The organism is Ralstonia sp. SA306 (assembly GCF_054792405.1).
Genome location: NZ_CP096451.1, coordinates 1,913,419 through 1,929,458, shown reverse-complemented (window position 1 = coordinate 1,929,458; position 16,040 = coordinate 1,913,419). Strand labels below are relative to the sequence as shown.

Below are 16,040 nucleotides of genomic sequence, written 5' to 3'. Positions count from 1 at the left end.
AAAGCATTGTGCATGTCTACACTTCCTCTCGCCAGTGGTCCGGTTTCGATTGATACAGCCGGCCACGCGAATCGGAGGAAGCATGGCGAAGACGCTGTATCAGAAGCTGGTCGAATCGCACACCGTTGCCCAGCTCGACGCGCAGAACGTACTGCTCTACGCAGACCTGCACATCATGAACGAGTACACCAGCCCGCAGGCCTTTGCCGGCTTGGCGGAAGCGGGCCGCACGGTGGCTGCGCCCGGCCAGCAGATGGCGGTGGTGGACCACATCATCCCCACGCACCCCGTGCGCGTGCGGGTGATCCAGGACCCCGCGGCGGCGCTGCAGGCGTCCAACCTGGCAAAGAACTGCCGCGAGCACGGCATCGTGCTGTTCGACACCAACGATGCGTTGCAGGGTATCGAGCATGTGATTGCGCCCGAGCTGGGCATGATCCGACCGGGCATGGTAGTGCTTTGCGGTGATAGCCACACGACCACCTATGGCGCGTTCGGCGCGCTCGGTTTCGGCATCGGCACGTCGGAGGTGGAGCACGTGCTCGCCACGCAGACGCTGGTCTACCGGCTGGCGCAGGACATGCGCATCCGCGTGGAGGGCGAACTGCCCGTCGGCACCACGGCAAAAGATCTGGTTCTGCACATCATCAGCCGCATCGGCGCGCAGGGCGCACGCGGCTATGTGGTCGAGTTCACGGGGAATGCGATTGCCGCGCTCTCCATGGAAGCGCGCATGACCCTGTGCAACATGGCCGTTGAGGCCGGTGCGCGCGGCGCACTGATCGCCCCAGATGCCAAGGCCACGCGCTACGTGCTTGAACATGCGCGCGATGTGGCGCACACACATGCGAGCGTGGCACTGGCGGATTGGCGGCAGTTGTTCAGCGATGCAGAGGCGAATTTCGACGTCGAGCATGTCTTTGATGCGAGCGAGGTTGCGCCGTACGTGACTTGGGGCACCAGCCCCGACCAGGCGATTCCCATCACCGGCAGGATTCCGCAAACCGAGGCGGCCAGGGATGCAGCCGCGCGTGCGGCGTCGGCCCGGGCATTGCGCTACGCGGGCCTGCAGGCAGGTACTGTCATCGAAGGCTTGCCGGTGCAACGCGTGTTCATCGGCTCGTGCACGAATGCGCGCATTGAAGACCTGCGCGCCGTGGCGGGCATCGTCAAGGGATGCAAGGTGGCACCCGGCGTGCGCGCCATGGTGGTGCCCGGCTCGGGCGCCGTGCGTGCCCAGGCCGAGCAGGAAGGCATTGCCGACATCCTGATCGCCAGCGGCTTCGAATGGCGTCAGCCGGGTTGCTCGATGTGCCTGGCCATGAACGACGACGTTCTCGCACCCGGCGAGCGCTGTGCCTCCACGACCAATCGCAACTTTGAAGGGCGCCAGGGGCGGGGCGGTATCACGCATCTGATGAGTCCGGCCATGGCGGCGGCCGCTGCCATCACAGGCTGCATCACGGACGTCCGTCAACTGCGCCTGCAACCACAATCGGAGCACTCGGAGGCTGCCCATGCCTGATACCAAACACATCGACGGCATGGCAGCACCGCTGCCCACGCCCAACCTCGACACCGATCAGATCATGCCCAAGCAGTTCCTGCGCGGCATCGACAAATCGGGGCTCGACAAGGGCCTGCTCTACGACCTGCGCTACGACGCCAATCACCAACTGCATAGCGATTTCGTGCTTAACCAGCCGGCGTATCAGGGCACGTCCATTCTCGTGGGCGGCAGCAACTTCGGGTGCGGTTCCAGCCGCGAGCACGCGGTGTGGGGGCTGCAGCAATTCGGCATCCGCGCCGTCATCGCGCCGAGCTTTGGCGAGATCTTCTACAGCAACGCCATGAACAATCGCCTGCTGCTGGTGATGCTCGACGAGGCTGATGTGGAGCGCATCCTGGCAGACGTGTCGGACGCATCCACAAGCCACATCGCCATCGACGTGGAATCGATGACCGTCCGTAGCCACAGCGTGGAGGCATCGTTCTCGCTGTCCGAGCGCCACCGTCACATGTTTCTGCACGGGCTCGACATGATCGGCGCGACGCTGGCGCGTTGGAGCGACATCAGCGCCTTCCAGCAGACGCACTGGAAAGCGCGCCCGTGGCTGCGCGACGTCGCGGCCACGACCCGCGCGCGTCTGGCGGCAATAGCGCCGGGCAGCCCCCTCTGAATTTTTCCCAACACGTTTTCGAAACCCCATACAACGGCGCGGGCGCTCAGCCAGCTCGCTTGAAGACGAGGCGCGCCGCACGGCTGATCAGGAGACCATCATGGAAGCATCCGTCCGGGCGCAGGAAGGCACACGCGTGGGCCTTTGGCGCGCGCTTACCGGCTACAGCATCGGGCCGCTACCTCTTCCCGTGTACGCCACAACTGCCGTCATCACGCTGCTTGCAGCGCTCAACAAGAAGCTGCCCAACGACATGATCGGCGGCTTTGCCGTGCTGATGCTGCTCGGTTTCCTGCTGGGCGAAATCGGCGCTCGGCTGCCGGTGTTCAAGCACATTGGTGGCGCGGCCATCCTGTGCCTGTTCGTGCCGTCGGCGTTGGTCGGCTACAAGGTGATCGACCCCGAGATGCTGAAGGCGCTCACCACCACCATGAAGACGGCCAACCTGCAGTACCTGTACATCGCCTGCCTGGTGGCGGGCAGCATTCTAGGGATGAGCCATCGGGTGCTGGTGCAGGGGTTCATGCGGATGTTCATTCCGCTGCTGATCGGCACGTTGGCGGCCATCGTGGCGGGTGTGACCGTGGGGCTGTTTTTCGGCTATGAGCCCAAGCACACGTTCTTCTTCATCGTCATCCCGATTGTCGGCGGCGGTATTGGCGAAGGCATCCTGCCGTTGTCGATCGGATATTCTGAGATTCTCGGCCGGCCGCAGGCAGAGCTGATCGCCATGCTGGTGCCGGCGGCGCTGCTGGGCAATGTTGTCGCTATCCTCGCGAGCGGCATGCTCAAGTCACTGGGCGAGAAGCGGCCGCACCTGACCGGCGATGGCGATCTCGTTCGATCGTGCAGTGACACCGATCTGCTGCGCAATGATCGCGCCGAGGCGCCGCTCAATTTGGGCCTCATGGGTGCCGGCCTGCTGATCAGCTGCGCGTTCTTTATCTTCGGCGCGCTGCTCTCGCGCTTCACCGGGATTCCCGGCCCGATCCTCATGATCATCAGTGCGGCGCTACTGAAGGTGTCGAAGCTGTTGCCGCAGAACATGGAACTCGGCGCCTACCAGATGTACAAGTTCGTTTCGACCAACCTGACGTTCGCGATTCTCGTCGGCCTTGGCGTGCTGTTCGTGTCGTGGAAGGAGCTGATGGCGGCGTTCACACCGGGCTATTTCGCCATCTGCGCGGCTACGGTGTTGGCGCTGGTGGCGTCAGGCTTCTTCGTCGGCAAATGGCTGGGGATGTATCCGGTCGAGTCGGGCATCGTGACCGCGTGCCATAGCGGGTTGGGCGGTACGGGTGATGTGGCGATTCTCTCGGCGTCGACTCGCATGGGGCTGATGCCGTTCGCGCAGATCTCGACGCGTATCGGCGGGGCCGCGATGGTGGTGACCGCGACGATCCTGCTCAAGCTGCTGCATTGAGCGGGAGAGGGGCTTTGCAGAGCGATCGGCCGGCGCCACGAGCGTCGGCCGTTTTGTTTTGTGCGTACTGAAGCGAAAGCGCGTCGCAAATCGCGCAAATGAAAAAGGCCCGACAGTTGCCTGTCGGGCCTTCCATATTCTGGTGGGGCGTGAGTGACTCGAACACTCGACCTACGGATTAAGAGTCCGCTGCTCTACCAACTGAGCTAACGCCCCGCGAAGAAACGAGACTATATCAACCTTTTTTGGATCACGCTAGTCCTTTGCGCGAATTTTTTTCGAATCGGTTGTGTGACCGCGTAGCACGTCGATGAATTGCGTGAGTCCGTGCGTCGGGTGCTTGTCGCGATGGCGCACGATCAGCAGCGGTCGGGCGATGCGCGGCAGGCCGCCGGCGACCTCGACAAGGCGGCCATCGCGCAACGCATCGGCCACCACGTGGCGCGACAGGCAACTGATGCCGTAGCCTGCCGCCACCGTGCGCTGAATGGCTTCGGAGTGGCCGAGTTCAAGCGCCACATGCAGCGGCCCGACCACCGAAGCAATGCGGCTATCTATCAGTTCGCGCGTGCCGGAGCCGGGTTCGCGCATCAGCCAGCCCGCTTCGCGCAGCGCTGCGTGGGAGACGGGCCCTGTTCCTTGCGTGAGTGGGTGCCCGGGCGCGGCCACGATCACCATCTCATCATCGATCCATGTTTCGATTTCCAGCGCCTCGCCGCGACAGGTGCCTTCAATCAGGCCGATGTCGACCTCGAAACGCTGCACGGCATCGACCACGTCTTGCGTGTTGCCGATCAGCACGTCGAGCTGGCTGTCGGGTGCGATCTCGTGCCGGAAGCCCGCGAGCAGGGCGGGCAGCACGTAGTTGCCGATCGTGCTGCTGGCCGCGAGCTTCAGGCGCACGTTTGGCTGGGCGGTTGCGTGTTCCAGCGCATCGGCGTGATCAAGCAGCGCCTGCGCTTGCGGCAGAAGCTGCCGGCCCAGCGCATTCAGATGCAGACGGCGCGCATGCCGGTCAAACAGCGGATGTCCGAGCGTGGATTCCAGTTCCGCCAGCGCCGCGCTTACGGCCGATTGCGACAGGCCAAGGGTTTCACCGGCAGCGGTGGTCGTCTCACTTTGGGCGATGGCGGCGAAGACGGCCCACTGTCGCAGTGTGACCCGAGGCGCTTTGTTATCCATAAAAGTGGTTGAAATTACGAAAATTACCTGTTTTACATGTTATCACGATCCGCATATCGTTATGCGCATAGCGAATAAGCAAGGCGAACGTGATGACGATTGCACAGAAACAGTTGGCCCCCCAGGGCGTGGCAGCGGGATTGGATGGGCGAACGCTCGCCAGCGTGGCGGTGTTGTTCGGGTGTGCGGGGATTGCGGTGGCGCTCGGGGCAATGCCGTGGGCTGGGCACCTGGGCTTGAGTGCGCTGACGCTCGCCATCCTGCTCGGCATGGCTGTCGGTCATGTGCCTGGGCACCAGCGTTGGCTGACGCCAGGGGCAATCCAGTTTGCGCGCCATACACTGCTGCGCGCTGGCGTGATTCTCTACGGCGCCCGACTGACGCTGGCGCAGATCCAAGATCTCGGTACTTCGGGCGTGGTGATTCCGCTGGTCGTATTGGCAGCGACGATGCTGGCCGGTACGTGGATCGGCACACGTTGGTTTCGCCTCACGCGCTCACAAGCCGTGCTGGTGGCGGCCGGCAGTGCGGTATGTGGGGCAGCGGCTGTGCTGGCCGTTGCGCCAGCCGTGAAGGCCTCACCACGCGAAACGGCCGTGGCGATCGCCAGCGTGGTGCTGTTCGGCACGATTGGCATCTTTCTGTATCCGTGGCTGTACGCGCTTGTTACGCATGCCGGTGTGGCCATCACGCCGGAGCACTTTGGCGTCTACATCGGTTCGACGATGCACGAGGTTGCGCAGGTGATTGCCGCGGCGCGTCCGCTGGGCGACGACGCCACCAACGCGGCGGTCGTCAGCAAGATGGTGCGTGTGCTGGCGCTGGCCCCGTTGCTCGTGGTGCTGGCTTGCACAACGCCCAGTGAAGCTCGGGGTACCGCTTCGACGTCTCCTGAGAATGCGCTTCGCAAAGCCGCCGGCCACGCCTGGAAAGCGATGCCCTGGTTTGCGGTGGGGTTGCTGATCGTGACGCTGCTCAATTCCGCCGGTGCGATCCCCGCCGCATGGCACGCCCCCATCGACGCCATCGACACCGCCATGCTGGCCTGCGCGATGTTTGCCATCGGCACGCAAACGCATGTGCCGATGCTGCTGAAATCCGGTGTGCGTCCGCTGCTGTGCGCCGCTGTGCTGTGGGTGGGGCTGGTGGGCGGCGGCGCGCTCATCAACGTGGGCGTGCGCTGGCTGGTGGGCTGATCCGGCACCTGAAGTGGCATGTGTAGAGGCGGCTGATTCTCTTCCATGGCGCGCAAGTCGCATCCGGTTGGCGACTTGCGCGCCGCGGCTTTTCATTCGCGTGAGGCCGCCTAGTATGAAGTCCTGAGTCTTAGACAGAGGGGCAGCCATGCAAACGCATCCGGTAGTTTCAAGAGACGAATGGCTCATCAGACGCCGTGCGCTACTGGCCCGCGAGAAGGATGTCATCCACCTGCGCGACGCCGTCAACGCCGAACGCCAGGCACTGCCTTGGGTCAAGGTCGATACGGAATACGTATTTGAATCATCGGAAGGCAAGAAGACGCTGGCCGAACTGTTCGACGGCCGCAGCCAGTTGGTGGTCTACCACTTCATGTTCGGCCCCGACTGGGATGCAGGCTGCCCAGGGTGCTCCTTCTTCTCCGATCATGTTGGCGGAATGCTCACGCATCTGAACCACCATGACGTGACGCTCGTCGCCGTGTCTCGCGCGCCGATGGACAAAATCGCGGCTTACAAAAAGCGCATGGGCTGGCGATTCCCGTGGGTATCGTCGTTCGACACGACGTTCAACATGACTATCGCGTGAGCTTCTCGCAAGACGAACTCGCAAGCGGCTCGGTCGACTACAACTACACCGCAACGCCCCGTGAAGAAGCCCATGACGAACTGCCCGGATTGAGCGCGTTTTACAGGGGCGAGACGGGCGCTGTCTTCCACACGTACTCGACGTATGCGCGCGGCTTGGAAGACATGGTCGGTACGCTGCTGCTGCTCGATCGCGCGCCGCTCGGCCGCAACGAGGCGGGTCCTTTGTCGTGGGTGCGCCGTCACGATGAATACGAAGATGCACCGAAGGCGCACGCGTGCTGCGCGTCGTAAGGCGCAGGAGCGGAAAGGAGTGGGGGGGAAGAGAAGAAAGGATTGGTGCCCGAGGCCGGGATCGAACCGGCACGCGCCGATTAGGGCGCAGCGGATTTTAAGTCCGCGGTGTCTACCAATTTCACCACTCGGGCTTGGGGCGGGTGCAAAACAATACACGAGACCGCCGCCACAAATGAAAACGCCCCGCACGAAGCGAGGCGTTTTGTTATTTTGGCTCCCCGACCTGGGCTCGAACCAGGGACCTACGGATTAACAGTCCGGCGCTCTACCGACTGAGCTATCGGGGAATCGCTGCAACAGCGAAGAAATGAATTCTAGCTAGTTTTCGATCTGCCCGTCAACACCTTTTTTTGCGATGCACTACAAAAATGTGTCCGACAAGTTCACTCAACTAGTTCAGCCGCGGTCGAGGTACTGCTCCTTGTCCTTCACGTCCTTCCAGTCGTCGGCGTCGGGCAAGGGTTGCTTGGTCTTGGTGATGGACGGCCAGCCGGCTTGTGCAAGCTCGACATTGATGGCGATCCACTTCTGCTGATCAGCGGGCACGTCTTCTTCGGCATAGATGGCGTTGACCGGGCATTCGGCCACGCAGACGGCGCAGTCGATGCACTCGTCCGGATCAATCGTCAGGAAGTTCGGGCCTTCGCGGAAGCAGTCGACGGGGCAGACGTCCACGCAGTCGGTGTACTTGCAGCGGACACAGCTTTCGGTAACGACGTGAGTCATTTCGCTTGGAAGTTGATGCTAGGAATTCGTGGGGCGCGCGGTCATGGATGCTTGTGCGTTCCCATGCCGGCAGTCTCGCATTGTAACGCACCGGCCGTGCCCGACTGCTGCGTCATCTGTGTGCCGTCAGACAGTTTTGGCATGTGTTTATGCGTTCGCGCAAGGTTTGACCAATCTGCTATTGCGCATGCTCGATCACCATCTGCACGCGCGTAATGCCGTTGAAGGTGTTGTTGTCGAGCCGGTAGGCCACATACGCCGAGGCGCCCAGCGGCTCCGCGTGGTTGAACCAGATGGCGTCGAAATGCTGCTTGCCGCGGCCAAGCTTGAGTTTCAGGTGCTTCTCCTTCAGCACGGCCTGCGACAGCACATCGAATTCGCCGCAGAAGCTTGGCGCCGGAAAGCCCTGACCCCAGACCTGGGTTTCGAGCAGCTCGACGAACTGCGGCGTGAAGCATTCGGGGTCCGCCTCGCCATCGGTTTCGAGCACGCGTGAGAGCAGCGCCTCGGTCAGCCATTCGCGGCCGACGGCCTCGAAGGTCGAGACGAATGCATCGAAACCGTCTTCACGCAGCGTGAGCCCAGCCGCCATGGCATGGCCGCCGAACTTCACGATCAGGCCCGGGCTGCGCTTGTGCACGGCGTCCAGCGCATCGCGCAGGTGGAAGCCGGGAATCGAACGGCCCGAGCCCTTGATGACCCCATCGTCGCCGGGCGCGAAGGTGAAGACGGGGCGGTGGAATTTGTCCTTGATGCGAGAGGCGACGATGCCGATCACGCCCTGGTGCCACGTCTCGTTGTAGACCGCGATGGTGTGGCGGCCCGCGCCGTCCAGGGCATTCATGCTGTCGAGGATGGCGAGCGCTTCCTGCTGCATGCCGGCTTCGATCTCGCGGCGCTCGCGGTTCATGCCGTCGAGTTCCGCGGCGATGGCCATGGCGCGGTCGTAGTCATCGGTGAGCAGGCATTCGATGCCCAGTGACATGTCGGCTAAGCGCCCGGCGGCGTTCAGACGGGGACCGAGGCCGAAGCCGAGATCGAACGTCGACGCGCGACGCGCCTCGCGGCCGGCCACGCGGAACAGCGCGGCGATACCTGGGCACATCCGCCCGGCGCGCATGCGCTTAAGGCCTTGCGCGACCAGCAGCCGGTTGTTGGCGTCGAGCTTGACCACGTCGGCCACGGTGCCGAGTGCTACCAGATCGAGCAGCGTATCAAGGCGCGGCTGATCTTGCGGCGTGAACACGCCCCGCTTGCGCAACTCCGCCCGCAGCGCCAGCAGCACGTAGAACATCACGCCCACGCCCGCCAGATTCTTGCTCGGGAAGCCGCAGCCCGGCTGGTTCGGGTTGACGATCACGCGCGCCTCGGGCAACTGCGCCCCGGGCATGTGGTGGTCTGTCACGACAACATCGATGCCCAGCGCATTGGCCGCAGCCACGCCCGCCACATCGGCGATGCCGTTGTCGACGGTGACCAGCACGTCCGGCTTCTCGCGCGCGGCCAGTGCCACGATTTCGGGCGACAGGCCGTAGCCATACTCAAAGCGGTTCGGGACGATGTAGCTGGCCTGCGCGCCGAGCATGCGCAAGCCGCGCACGCCGACGGCGCAGGCGGTGGCGCCGTCGCAGTCGTAGTCGGCAATGATCAGAAGGCGCTTGCGGGCGGCGATGGCATCGGCGAGGTAGCGCGCTGCGTCGTCAATGCCCTTGAGTTGCGCGGGCGGCAGGAGGTCGGTCAGCTCGGTCGACAGTTCGTCGGGCCGGGCGACGCCCCGGGCGGCGAGGATGCGTGCGAGCACAGGGTGAATGCCGTGGCCGGCCAGCGTGGTGGCGGCGTCGGCCGAATGCGAACGGACAGCGATGCGGGTCATGCAGGATTAGCCTCAAGCGGCCATGGAAAGCGGGGAGAGCGCATCACGCAAGGTGCGTGGACGACTGAAGCGGCGCAGCCAGCCGAACGGGCCATTGGCGAGTTCGCGGCGGGTGACGCGGTAGTGGGCGTAGTGCGAGTCGCCGGTCAGCACGAGCGAGACGGCATTGATGCGGCCGTCAGCCAGCGCATCGGCGGCGGGGGCAAACCAGTCGCGGTCGTACGCGCGCAGGGTTTCGATCCAGTCGTACCAGTCGGCGGAGAGATACGGCTTGCCGGCGTTGTCCAGCAGCGCGGCGGCGCTCGTGTCGTCGAACGGCACGGCGGCCAGCGTTTCCGCGCACAGTTCAGTGGCGTTGCCGGCGTGACACAGGCCGGCGAAGAACGGATCGGCCCCGATCATGCGCTCGGCAATGGGGCGGGCGTCGACCAGCGCGCCCTGGCCGAATAGCCAGACCGAATTGACCGGCAGCAGGCCACGCGCCTCGCGCGCTTGGTTCACGGGGTGGTCGTACCACGTCATCTGGATCTCGTTCTGGAACTTGCGCCAGGCGCGCTCCTGCTCGCCCTTGTGCATCCAGATGTCGATGTTGTGGCCGGTGGCGCGTTGCGGCGCGGCGGCAATGAGGTCGCCAAAGGGTGAATCGGCGACGTACCAGCGGGCGGCGTGCGTGGCATCGAGCGTGATGCCCATTTCGGCGACCAAGGGGGTGATGGCGGTGCGCAGGGCGTCGGCGTCGGCGGCTTCCAGGCGGAGCTGGGCCGGGTCGAGCATCACCAGATGGTCCCGGGCGGCGTGGATGTGGACCGGCTGCAGGCAGGCCCAGGTGCGCGTGTCGGCGCTGCCGCCGTCCGCCAGTCGCATGTACGGCGCCGACGGCAGCGGAGAAATGGGTAGCCCGGCATGCGCAGCCAGCCAGCGCTCGTGCGGCAGCGTGGGCAGGTAGGCGTCGTCGTGGCGCTCGCGTTCCGCCTCGCGCGCACGCGCGAGCAACCTTTCCAGGCCTGGCAAGGTCAATTGACGGTAAGCGTCGTCCGCCACCTCGGCAGCGGGCGCGCAAAACGGGACAATCAGGGTGAGTTCAGGAATCATGGCTCCGAGATTGTAAACTTCCGGCTCGTCGGCCAGTGAGCCGGACAAATCACACCCACGGGGAATCCCCTTTGAAACTTCCATACGAATGGCAGATCGGCTGGCGGTATACGCGCGCAAGCAAGCGCGCCAGCCGCAATAGCTTCATCTCTTTCATCTCGCTCATCTCCATGCTCGGCATTGCGCTGGGGGTGGCGGCGCTGATCATCGTGCTCTCCGTCATGAACGGCTTCCAGAAGGAAGTGCGGGACCGCATGCTGTCGGTGCTGGCACATATCGAGGTCATGGCGCCGAACAGTCTGCCGGACTGGCAGCGTACCGCCAATGAGGCGATGCAGAACAAGGAAGTCATCGGGGCGGCACCATACGTGGGCGCGCAGGCCATGATCACGCGCGACGAGGCGGTGCGCGGCGTGCTGCTGCGCGGGGTGTCGCCGGCGGACGAGCCGAAGGTTTCGGACATTGCGAAGGACTTCAAGGCGGGCACGATCGACGACCTGAAACCTGGCGAATTCGGCATCGCCCTGGGCAGCCAACTGGCCAACGGCCTGGGCGTGCACCAGGGGGACAAGGTCACGCTGGTGGCGCCGCAGGGCACCATCACCCCGGCGGGCGTGTTGCCGCGCCTGAAGCAGTTCACGGTGACGGGCATCTTCGAATCGGGCCACTACGAGTTCGACAGCTCGCTGGCGCTGGTCAATATGGAAGACGCCGAGCGCCTGTTCCGCCTGGACGGCCCGACCGGCGTGCGCCTGAAGCTGGTGGACATGGACCGTGCCCCGCAGGTGGCCGAAGCCCTGTCGCGCACGCTGACCGGCGAGCTGTACATCCGCGACTGGTCTCGCCAGAACCGCAACTGGTTTGCCGCCGTGAAGACCGAGAAGAAGATGATGTTCATCATCCTCACGCTGATCATCGCCGTGGCGGCATTCAACCTGGTGTCCACGCTGGTGATGACGGTGACGGACAAACAGGCCGACATTGCCATCCTGCGCACGATGGGCGCGCAGCCGGGCTCGATCATGAAGATCTTTATCGTGCAAGGCGTGGCGATCGGGTTTATCGGCACATTGCTGGGCGTGGGCTTCGGCACGCTCATCGCGTACAACATCGACGTGATCGTGCCTTTCATCGAGCGTCTCTTCCACGTGCAATTCCTGCCGCGTGACATCTACTTCATCAGCGAACTGCCCTCGGACCCCCGCGTGAACGACATTGCGACCATTGGCATCATTTCCTTCATCCTTGCGTCGGTGGCGACGCTGTATCCGAGCTGGCACGCCTCGCGCGTGAATCCGGCGGAGGCGCTGCGCTATGAGTGAGGCCGTCATGACTTCCATGGAAGCGCCGGCCGCAGCGCCGCAGGGTGTGGTGGTGCAGGCCGAAGGACTATCCAAGTCGTTCCACCAGGGCGGCTTGAATGTCGACGTGCTCAAGGGCGTGGACATCCGCATCGGCGTGGGCGAGAAGGTCGCCATCGTCGGCGCGTCGGGCTCCGGCAAGAGCACGTTGCTGCATGTGCTGGGCGGGCTGGATGAGCCGACGTCGGGCCGCGTCTCGTTGCTCGGCAAGCCTTTCACCGCAATGAAGGAGCGCGAGCGCAACACCCTGCGTAATCGGGCGCTGGGCTTTGTCTATCAGTTCCACCATCTGTTGCCGGAATTCACCGCGCTGGACAACGTCGCGATGCCGCTGCGCATTCGTGGCGTGGAAGAAGCGCAAGCGCGCCACACCGCACAGGCGATGCTCGAGCGCGTGGGCCTGGGCCCGCGCACGGCGCACCGCCCGGGCGAGCTGTCCGGCGGCGAGCGCCAACGCGTGGCGATTGCGCGTGCGCTGGTCGGGTCCCCGGCTTGCGTGCTGGCTGATGAGCCCACCGGCAACCTCGACGACCACACCGCCGGTGAAGTGTTTGATCTGATGCTGGAACTCACGCGCACGCTGGGCACCAGCTTTGTCATCGTCACGCACGATATCGAACTGGCGGGCCGCTGCGACCGCATTTTCCGCCTGCGGGAAGGCCATTTGCACCAAGAGCGCTGAGCCGGGCGGCACAATCGGAAAAGGCGGATTCCAGAACACCGCGCTTTCCGGTACGTTGCCGCCTTTTCTAGCGCAGAACTGACCATGTGGATCGACACCCATTGCCACCTCGACGCCAGCGACTTTGATACCGACCGTGATGCAGTCGTTGCGCAGGCGCATGCGGCGGGCGTCAACCACATCGTCGTGCCGGCGGTCGCGCGCTGGAATTTCGATACGGTGCGGGCGCTGGCGCATCGGCATGCCGGTTGCAGTTATGCGCTGGGCATCCATCCGATCTACGCCGCGCAGGCCACCGACGACGACCTGCTCGAATTGCGCCGCCAGGTCGCCGCGTCAATGGATGACCCGCGCTTTGTGGCCGTCGGCGAGATCGGCCTCGACTTCTTCATTCCCGACTACGACGTTGAGCGGCAGAACGCCGTCTTCCGTGCGCAACTGGGCATCGCTCGCGAATTCGACCTGCCTGTGCTGATGCACGTGCGCAAGTCGCAGGACCAGGTGCATAGCGCCGCCGCCAAGGCGGGCGTACGCGGAATTGCGCATGCGTTCAACGGCAGCCCGGAACAGGCGCATCGCTTTGTCGATTCCGGTTTCAAGCTGGGATTCGGCGGCGTCTTTACCTTCTCGCGCGCCAATCGCGTGCGTCGGCTGGCGCAGGAATTGCCGATCGAGTCGATCGTGCTGGAAACCGACGCGCCCGACCTCGCGCCCGCTTGGTTGGCCGACGACCAGTTCGGCGAGCAGGGTCGTGTGCGCAATGTTCCGACAGAAGTCGCGCGCATCGCCGACGCGATGGCGCAATTACGTGGCATCTCCGTTGAGGCGTTGGCCGAGCAGGCGTGCCGCAACAGCATCGAAGCCATTCCTCGCCTGGCAGCGCTGTTGCCAGTCTGACGGCCGCGCGTGCGTCTGTGGCTGATCGGCTTTGTTGCCGGCTGCATGGCATTGCAGATGCAGGCGACGCTCGCGCCGGTGTGGCAGCCGCTGGGCGTGGTGTTGCTCTGCCTGTTGCTGGCAGTTGTCATGCGACGTCGGCCAATGCTGTTTCCCGTCTTGCTGGTCGCCAGCGCCATCGCGGCGGGTTTTGGCTGGAGCGATTGGCGCGCGCAGCAGCGCATGGCCGTGGCCCTCAGCCCTGCGTGGGAAGGCAAGGACATCATTGCAACCGGGGTGGTTGCCGAGCTGCCGCAGAATGGCGACGACGCCACGCGTTTTCTCTTCCACATCGAATCCAGTAATGCGGGTGATGCCGTGCCGCCACGCGTGCGCCTGTCCTGGTATGGCACGCGAACCTGGGGCAACGTAAGCGAGGAGGGCGCAAAGCCCGACCAACGTGCCGGCATCCCCGATCTGAAACCCGGCCAACGCTGGCAGCTGACGCTACGCGTAAAGCGCCCGCATAGCCTGACCAACCCCGGTGGCTTCGATGGCGAATACGCAATGCTGGCCGACAACATCCGCGCCATCGGCTACGTCCGTACGGGAAAGCGCGCGCAGAACGTCGCGCTGGATGAGGCCGGCACCGGTTTCGGCGTTGAGGTAGAGCGCTGGCGTGCCAGCGTGCGGCGCCACATCCTCGCGACGTTGCCCGATGCACGCTACGCGGCCGTCATGGTGGCGCTCGTGGTGGGCGACCAAAGCGGCATCGCCCGCGATGACTGGGACCTGTTCCGCCGCACAGGCATCAGTCACCTCGTCAGCATTTCAGGCCTGCACATCACGATGATCGCCGGGCTGTTTGCCGCATTGTGGATGGCGTTGTGGCGGCGGTCGTTCGGGCTGGCGCGCTGGCTGCGCCCGCCATTGCCGCTATGCATGCCTACCCCGCGCGCAGGTGCCATCGCGGCCATGTTGGGGGCGTTCGGCTACTGCCTGCTTGCCGGGATGGGCGTGCCTGCGCAGCGCACGCTGCTGATGCTGTCCACCGTAGCCATCGCCAGGTTGACCGATCGGAATGTGCCGGCCAGCCTGTCGCTGTGCTGGGCGGCCGCCGTGGTGGCGGTGGTCGACCCGTGGGCGGTCATGTCGGCCGGGTTCTGGCTGTCATTCGGCGCGGTGGCGATCATCTTCATCGCCGCGCAGATGGCGCTCGATGGCCGGCGCAATGGCAAAGCAGAGGGCTGGATGAAGCGCACCTGGCATGCATTGGTGGCCGGTACGCGGATTCAGCTTGCGGTTACGTTCGGCCTTTTACCGTTGACCTTGCTGTTGTTCCAGCAGACGTCGGTGGTTTCCGCGGTGGCCAATGGGCTGGCGATTCCCGCGGTGAGTTTCGTGACGACACCGCTGGCGCTGATCGGCGCGGCGCTCCCTGATCCGCTTGCGCGGCCGGTGCTGATGTTGGCCGAGGCGAGCTTCCGCTGGCTGGCCATTTGGCTTGAATGGCTGGCACAGCCGCGCTGGTCTGTCTGGGTGGCGCCGGTCGCGCCCGTGTGGGCGTTGCTGCTGTCGATGATGGGCGTGGCGCTATTGCTGTTGCCCGGCGGCATCCGTGCATGGGCATGGCGCGCCCAGGGCGCCTTGCTCCTGTTGCCGCTCGTGCTGGCGCGGGTGCCAGCTCCACCGCCCGGCGAATTCCGGCTCATCGCGTTCGATATCGGCCAAGGTGCCGCAGCATTGATCGAAACCGCCAACCATCGCCTCCTGTTCGACACCGGCCCGCGTTACGGCGATCACGCGGATGCTGCTGCCCGCGTCATCACTCCTTACCTGCGCAGCCACGGCGTCGAATCGCTCGACACGCTTGTCGTCAGCCACGAAGACAGCGACCACGCCGGTGGCACCGAAACGGTGATCGACGCGGTGCCAGTGCGCACCATGTTGGCGTCTTTGCCCCAACGGCACGCCTTGCGCAGCGTGGCCGATGAAAACGGCATCCGCTTTACCGATTGTTTGGCTGGGCAAGCATGGACGTGGGATGGCGTTGTCTTTGAGGTGCTGCACCCGCTGCGCCAGCCTGCTGAAAGCGAGCGCGTGTCCAGCAACGCCCGCAGTTGTGTGGTGCGCATCGCCAATGGCCGCCACGCTGCGTTGCTGACCGGCGATATCGAAGCCGCCCAGGAAAGCGCCCTCATCGCCGCCGAAACGCCTGGGCGACTGATGGCAGACATCTTGCTTGTGCCGCATCACGGCAGCAAGACAAGCTCCAGCGGCGCGTTCTTGGACGCAGTTTCTCCGCAGGTGGCAGTTTTCCAGGTCGGCTACCGCAACCGGTACGGACATCCGCATCCGCACGTCTGGCAGCGCTACGTGTCGCGCGACATCGACGGTTTGCGCATGGACAGGACCGGTGCCGTCGTCATCGAGACCGACGGCGATGTGCTGGACGTCCAGACTGCGCGTACCATGCGGCCGCGGTACTGGTCTTCCGCGCAGGAAGTGGAACCCCTGGCAACGGCCACCGGCGCCTTCGACGCCCAGCCGTAAACTTGGAGGCA

At 64.5% G+C, this 16,040-nt stretch carries 12 protein-coding genes, 3 tRNA genes and 1 pseudogene; 9 read left to right on the top strand and 7 right to left on the bottom strand.

All coding sequences use genetic code 11. The features are described from left to right. Nucleotides 1–82: 82 nt before the first annotated feature. The 3 genes from leuC to M1D44_RS09230 all read left to right on the top strand — a co-directional run bounded on the left by leuC (nt 83) and on the right by M1D44_RS09230 (nt 3,603). Nucleotides 83–1,525 (top strand): 3-isopropylmalate dehydratase large subunit, encoded by a 1,443-nt coding sequence (gene leuC / locus M1D44_RS09240; RefSeq protein WP_316853367.1) that lies wholly within the window; start codon nt 83–85, stop codon nt 1,523–1,525. Beyond that, entirely contained in the window at nt 1,518–2,180 is a 663-nt protein-coding gene (gene leuD, locus M1D44_RS09235; RefSeq protein WP_316853368.1) for a 3-isopropylmalate dehydratase small subunit, read from the top strand. Before leuC ends, leuD begins: the two co-directional genes overlap by 8 nt. A 100-nt stretch (nt 2,181–2,280) precedes the next feature. Further along, entirely contained in the window at nt 2,281–3,603 is a 1,323-nt protein-coding gene (locus tag M1D44_RS09230) for a 2-hydroxycarboxylate transporter family protein (RefSeq protein WP_316853369.1), read from the top strand. 140 nt (nt 3,604–3,743) lie between these two features. Here M1D44_RS09230 and M1D44_RS09225 read toward each other — a convergent pair. Together M1D44_RS09225 and M1D44_RS09220 are read right to left on the bottom strand one after the other, a co-directional pair. After that, nucleotides 3,744–3,819: transfer RNA gene (locus M1D44_RS09225), tRNA-Lys, on the bottom strand. A gap of 39 nt (nt 3,820–3,858) precedes the next feature. Continuing rightward, nucleotides 3,859–4,785: a LysR family transcriptional regulator gene (locus M1D44_RS09220; protein ID WP_316853386.1), complete on the bottom strand. Its 927-nt coding sequence runs from the start codon at nt 4,783–4,785 to the stop codon at nt 3,859–3,861. Between the two features lie 92 nt (nt 4,786–4,877). Between M1D44_RS09220 and M1D44_RS09215 the strand changes: the two genes are divergently transcribed. Both M1D44_RS09215 and M1D44_RS09210 read left to right on the top strand, forming a co-directional pair. Continuing rightward, nucleotides 4,878–5,981 carry a YeiH family protein gene (locus tag M1D44_RS09215; RefSeq protein WP_112185243.1) on the top strand — a complete coding sequence of 368 codons (1,104 nt, stop codon included), beginning with the start codon at nt 4,878–4,880 and terminating at the stop codon, nt 5,979–5,981. A 148-nt stretch (nt 5,982–6,129) separates the two neighbouring features. Beyond that, nucleotides 6,130–6,863 (top strand): annotated as a pseudogene (locus tag M1D44_RS09210) (DUF899 domain-containing protein). Between the two features lie 43 nt (nt 6,864–6,906). On the opposite strand, the gene M1D44_RS09205 reads toward M1D44_RS09210, so the two are convergent. The 5 genes from M1D44_RS09205 to M1D44_RS09185 form a co-directional block, all read right to left on the bottom strand. Continuing rightward, a tRNA-Leu gene (locus M1D44_RS09205) sits at nt 6,907–6,997 on the bottom strand. An 80-nt stretch (nt 6,998–7,077) separates the two neighbouring features. Then, a tRNA-Asn gene (locus M1D44_RS09200) sits at nt 7,078–7,153 on the bottom strand. Between the two features lie 109 nt (nt 7,154–7,262). Further along, nucleotides 7,263–7,592, bottom strand: coding sequence for a ferredoxin FdxA (gene fdxA, locus M1D44_RS09195; RefSeq protein ID WP_004626101.1), 330 nt, complete (start codon nt 7,590–7,592; stop codon nt 7,263–7,265). A 178-nt stretch (nt 7,593–7,770) separates the two neighbouring features. Further along, nucleotides 7,771–9,465, bottom strand: a complete 1,695-nt coding sequence (gene recJ / locus M1D44_RS09190; protein ID WP_316853806.1) for a single-stranded-DNA-specific exonuclease RecJ — start codon at nt 9,463–9,465, stop codon at nt 7,771–7,773. 12 nt (nt 9,466–9,477) lie between these two features. After that, nucleotides 9,478–10,557: a hypothetical protein gene (locus tag M1D44_RS09185; RefSeq protein ID WP_316853805.1), complete on the bottom strand. Its 1,080-nt coding sequence runs from the start codon at nt 10,555–10,557 to the stop codon at nt 9,478–9,480. Nucleotides 10,558–10,628: 71 nt separating this feature from the next. On the opposite strand from M1D44_RS09185, the gene M1D44_RS09180 reads away from it, so the two are divergent. The 4 genes from M1D44_RS09180 (at nt 10,629) to M1D44_RS09165 (ending at nt 16,029) form a co-directional block, all read left to right on the top strand. Next, entirely contained in the window at nt 10,629–11,879 is a 1,251-nt protein-coding gene (locus tag M1D44_RS09180) for a lipoprotein-releasing ABC transporter permease subunit (protein WP_024976057.1), read from the top strand. Beyond that, a complete protein-coding gene (lolD, locus tag M1D44_RS09175) occupies nt 11,872–12,600 on the top strand; it encodes a lipoprotein-releasing ABC transporter ATP-binding protein LolD (protein WP_024976056.1) in 729 nt (242 codons plus the stop codon). The genes M1D44_RS09180 and lolD overlap by 8 nt, the downstream gene beginning before the upstream one ends. An 84-nt stretch (nt 12,601–12,684) precedes the next feature. Next, nucleotides 12,685–13,497, top strand: coding sequence for a TatD family hydrolase (locus M1D44_RS09170; RefSeq protein ID WP_024976055.1), 813 nt, complete (start codon nt 12,685–12,687; stop codon nt 13,495–13,497). A gap of 9 nt (nt 13,498–13,506) precedes the next feature. Next, a complete protein-coding gene (locus M1D44_RS09165; protein WP_316853804.1) occupies nt 13,507–16,029 on the top strand; it encodes a DNA internalization-related competence protein ComEC/Rec2 in 2,523 nt (840 codons plus the stop codon). Nucleotides 16,030–16,040 lie beyond the last annotated feature (11 nt).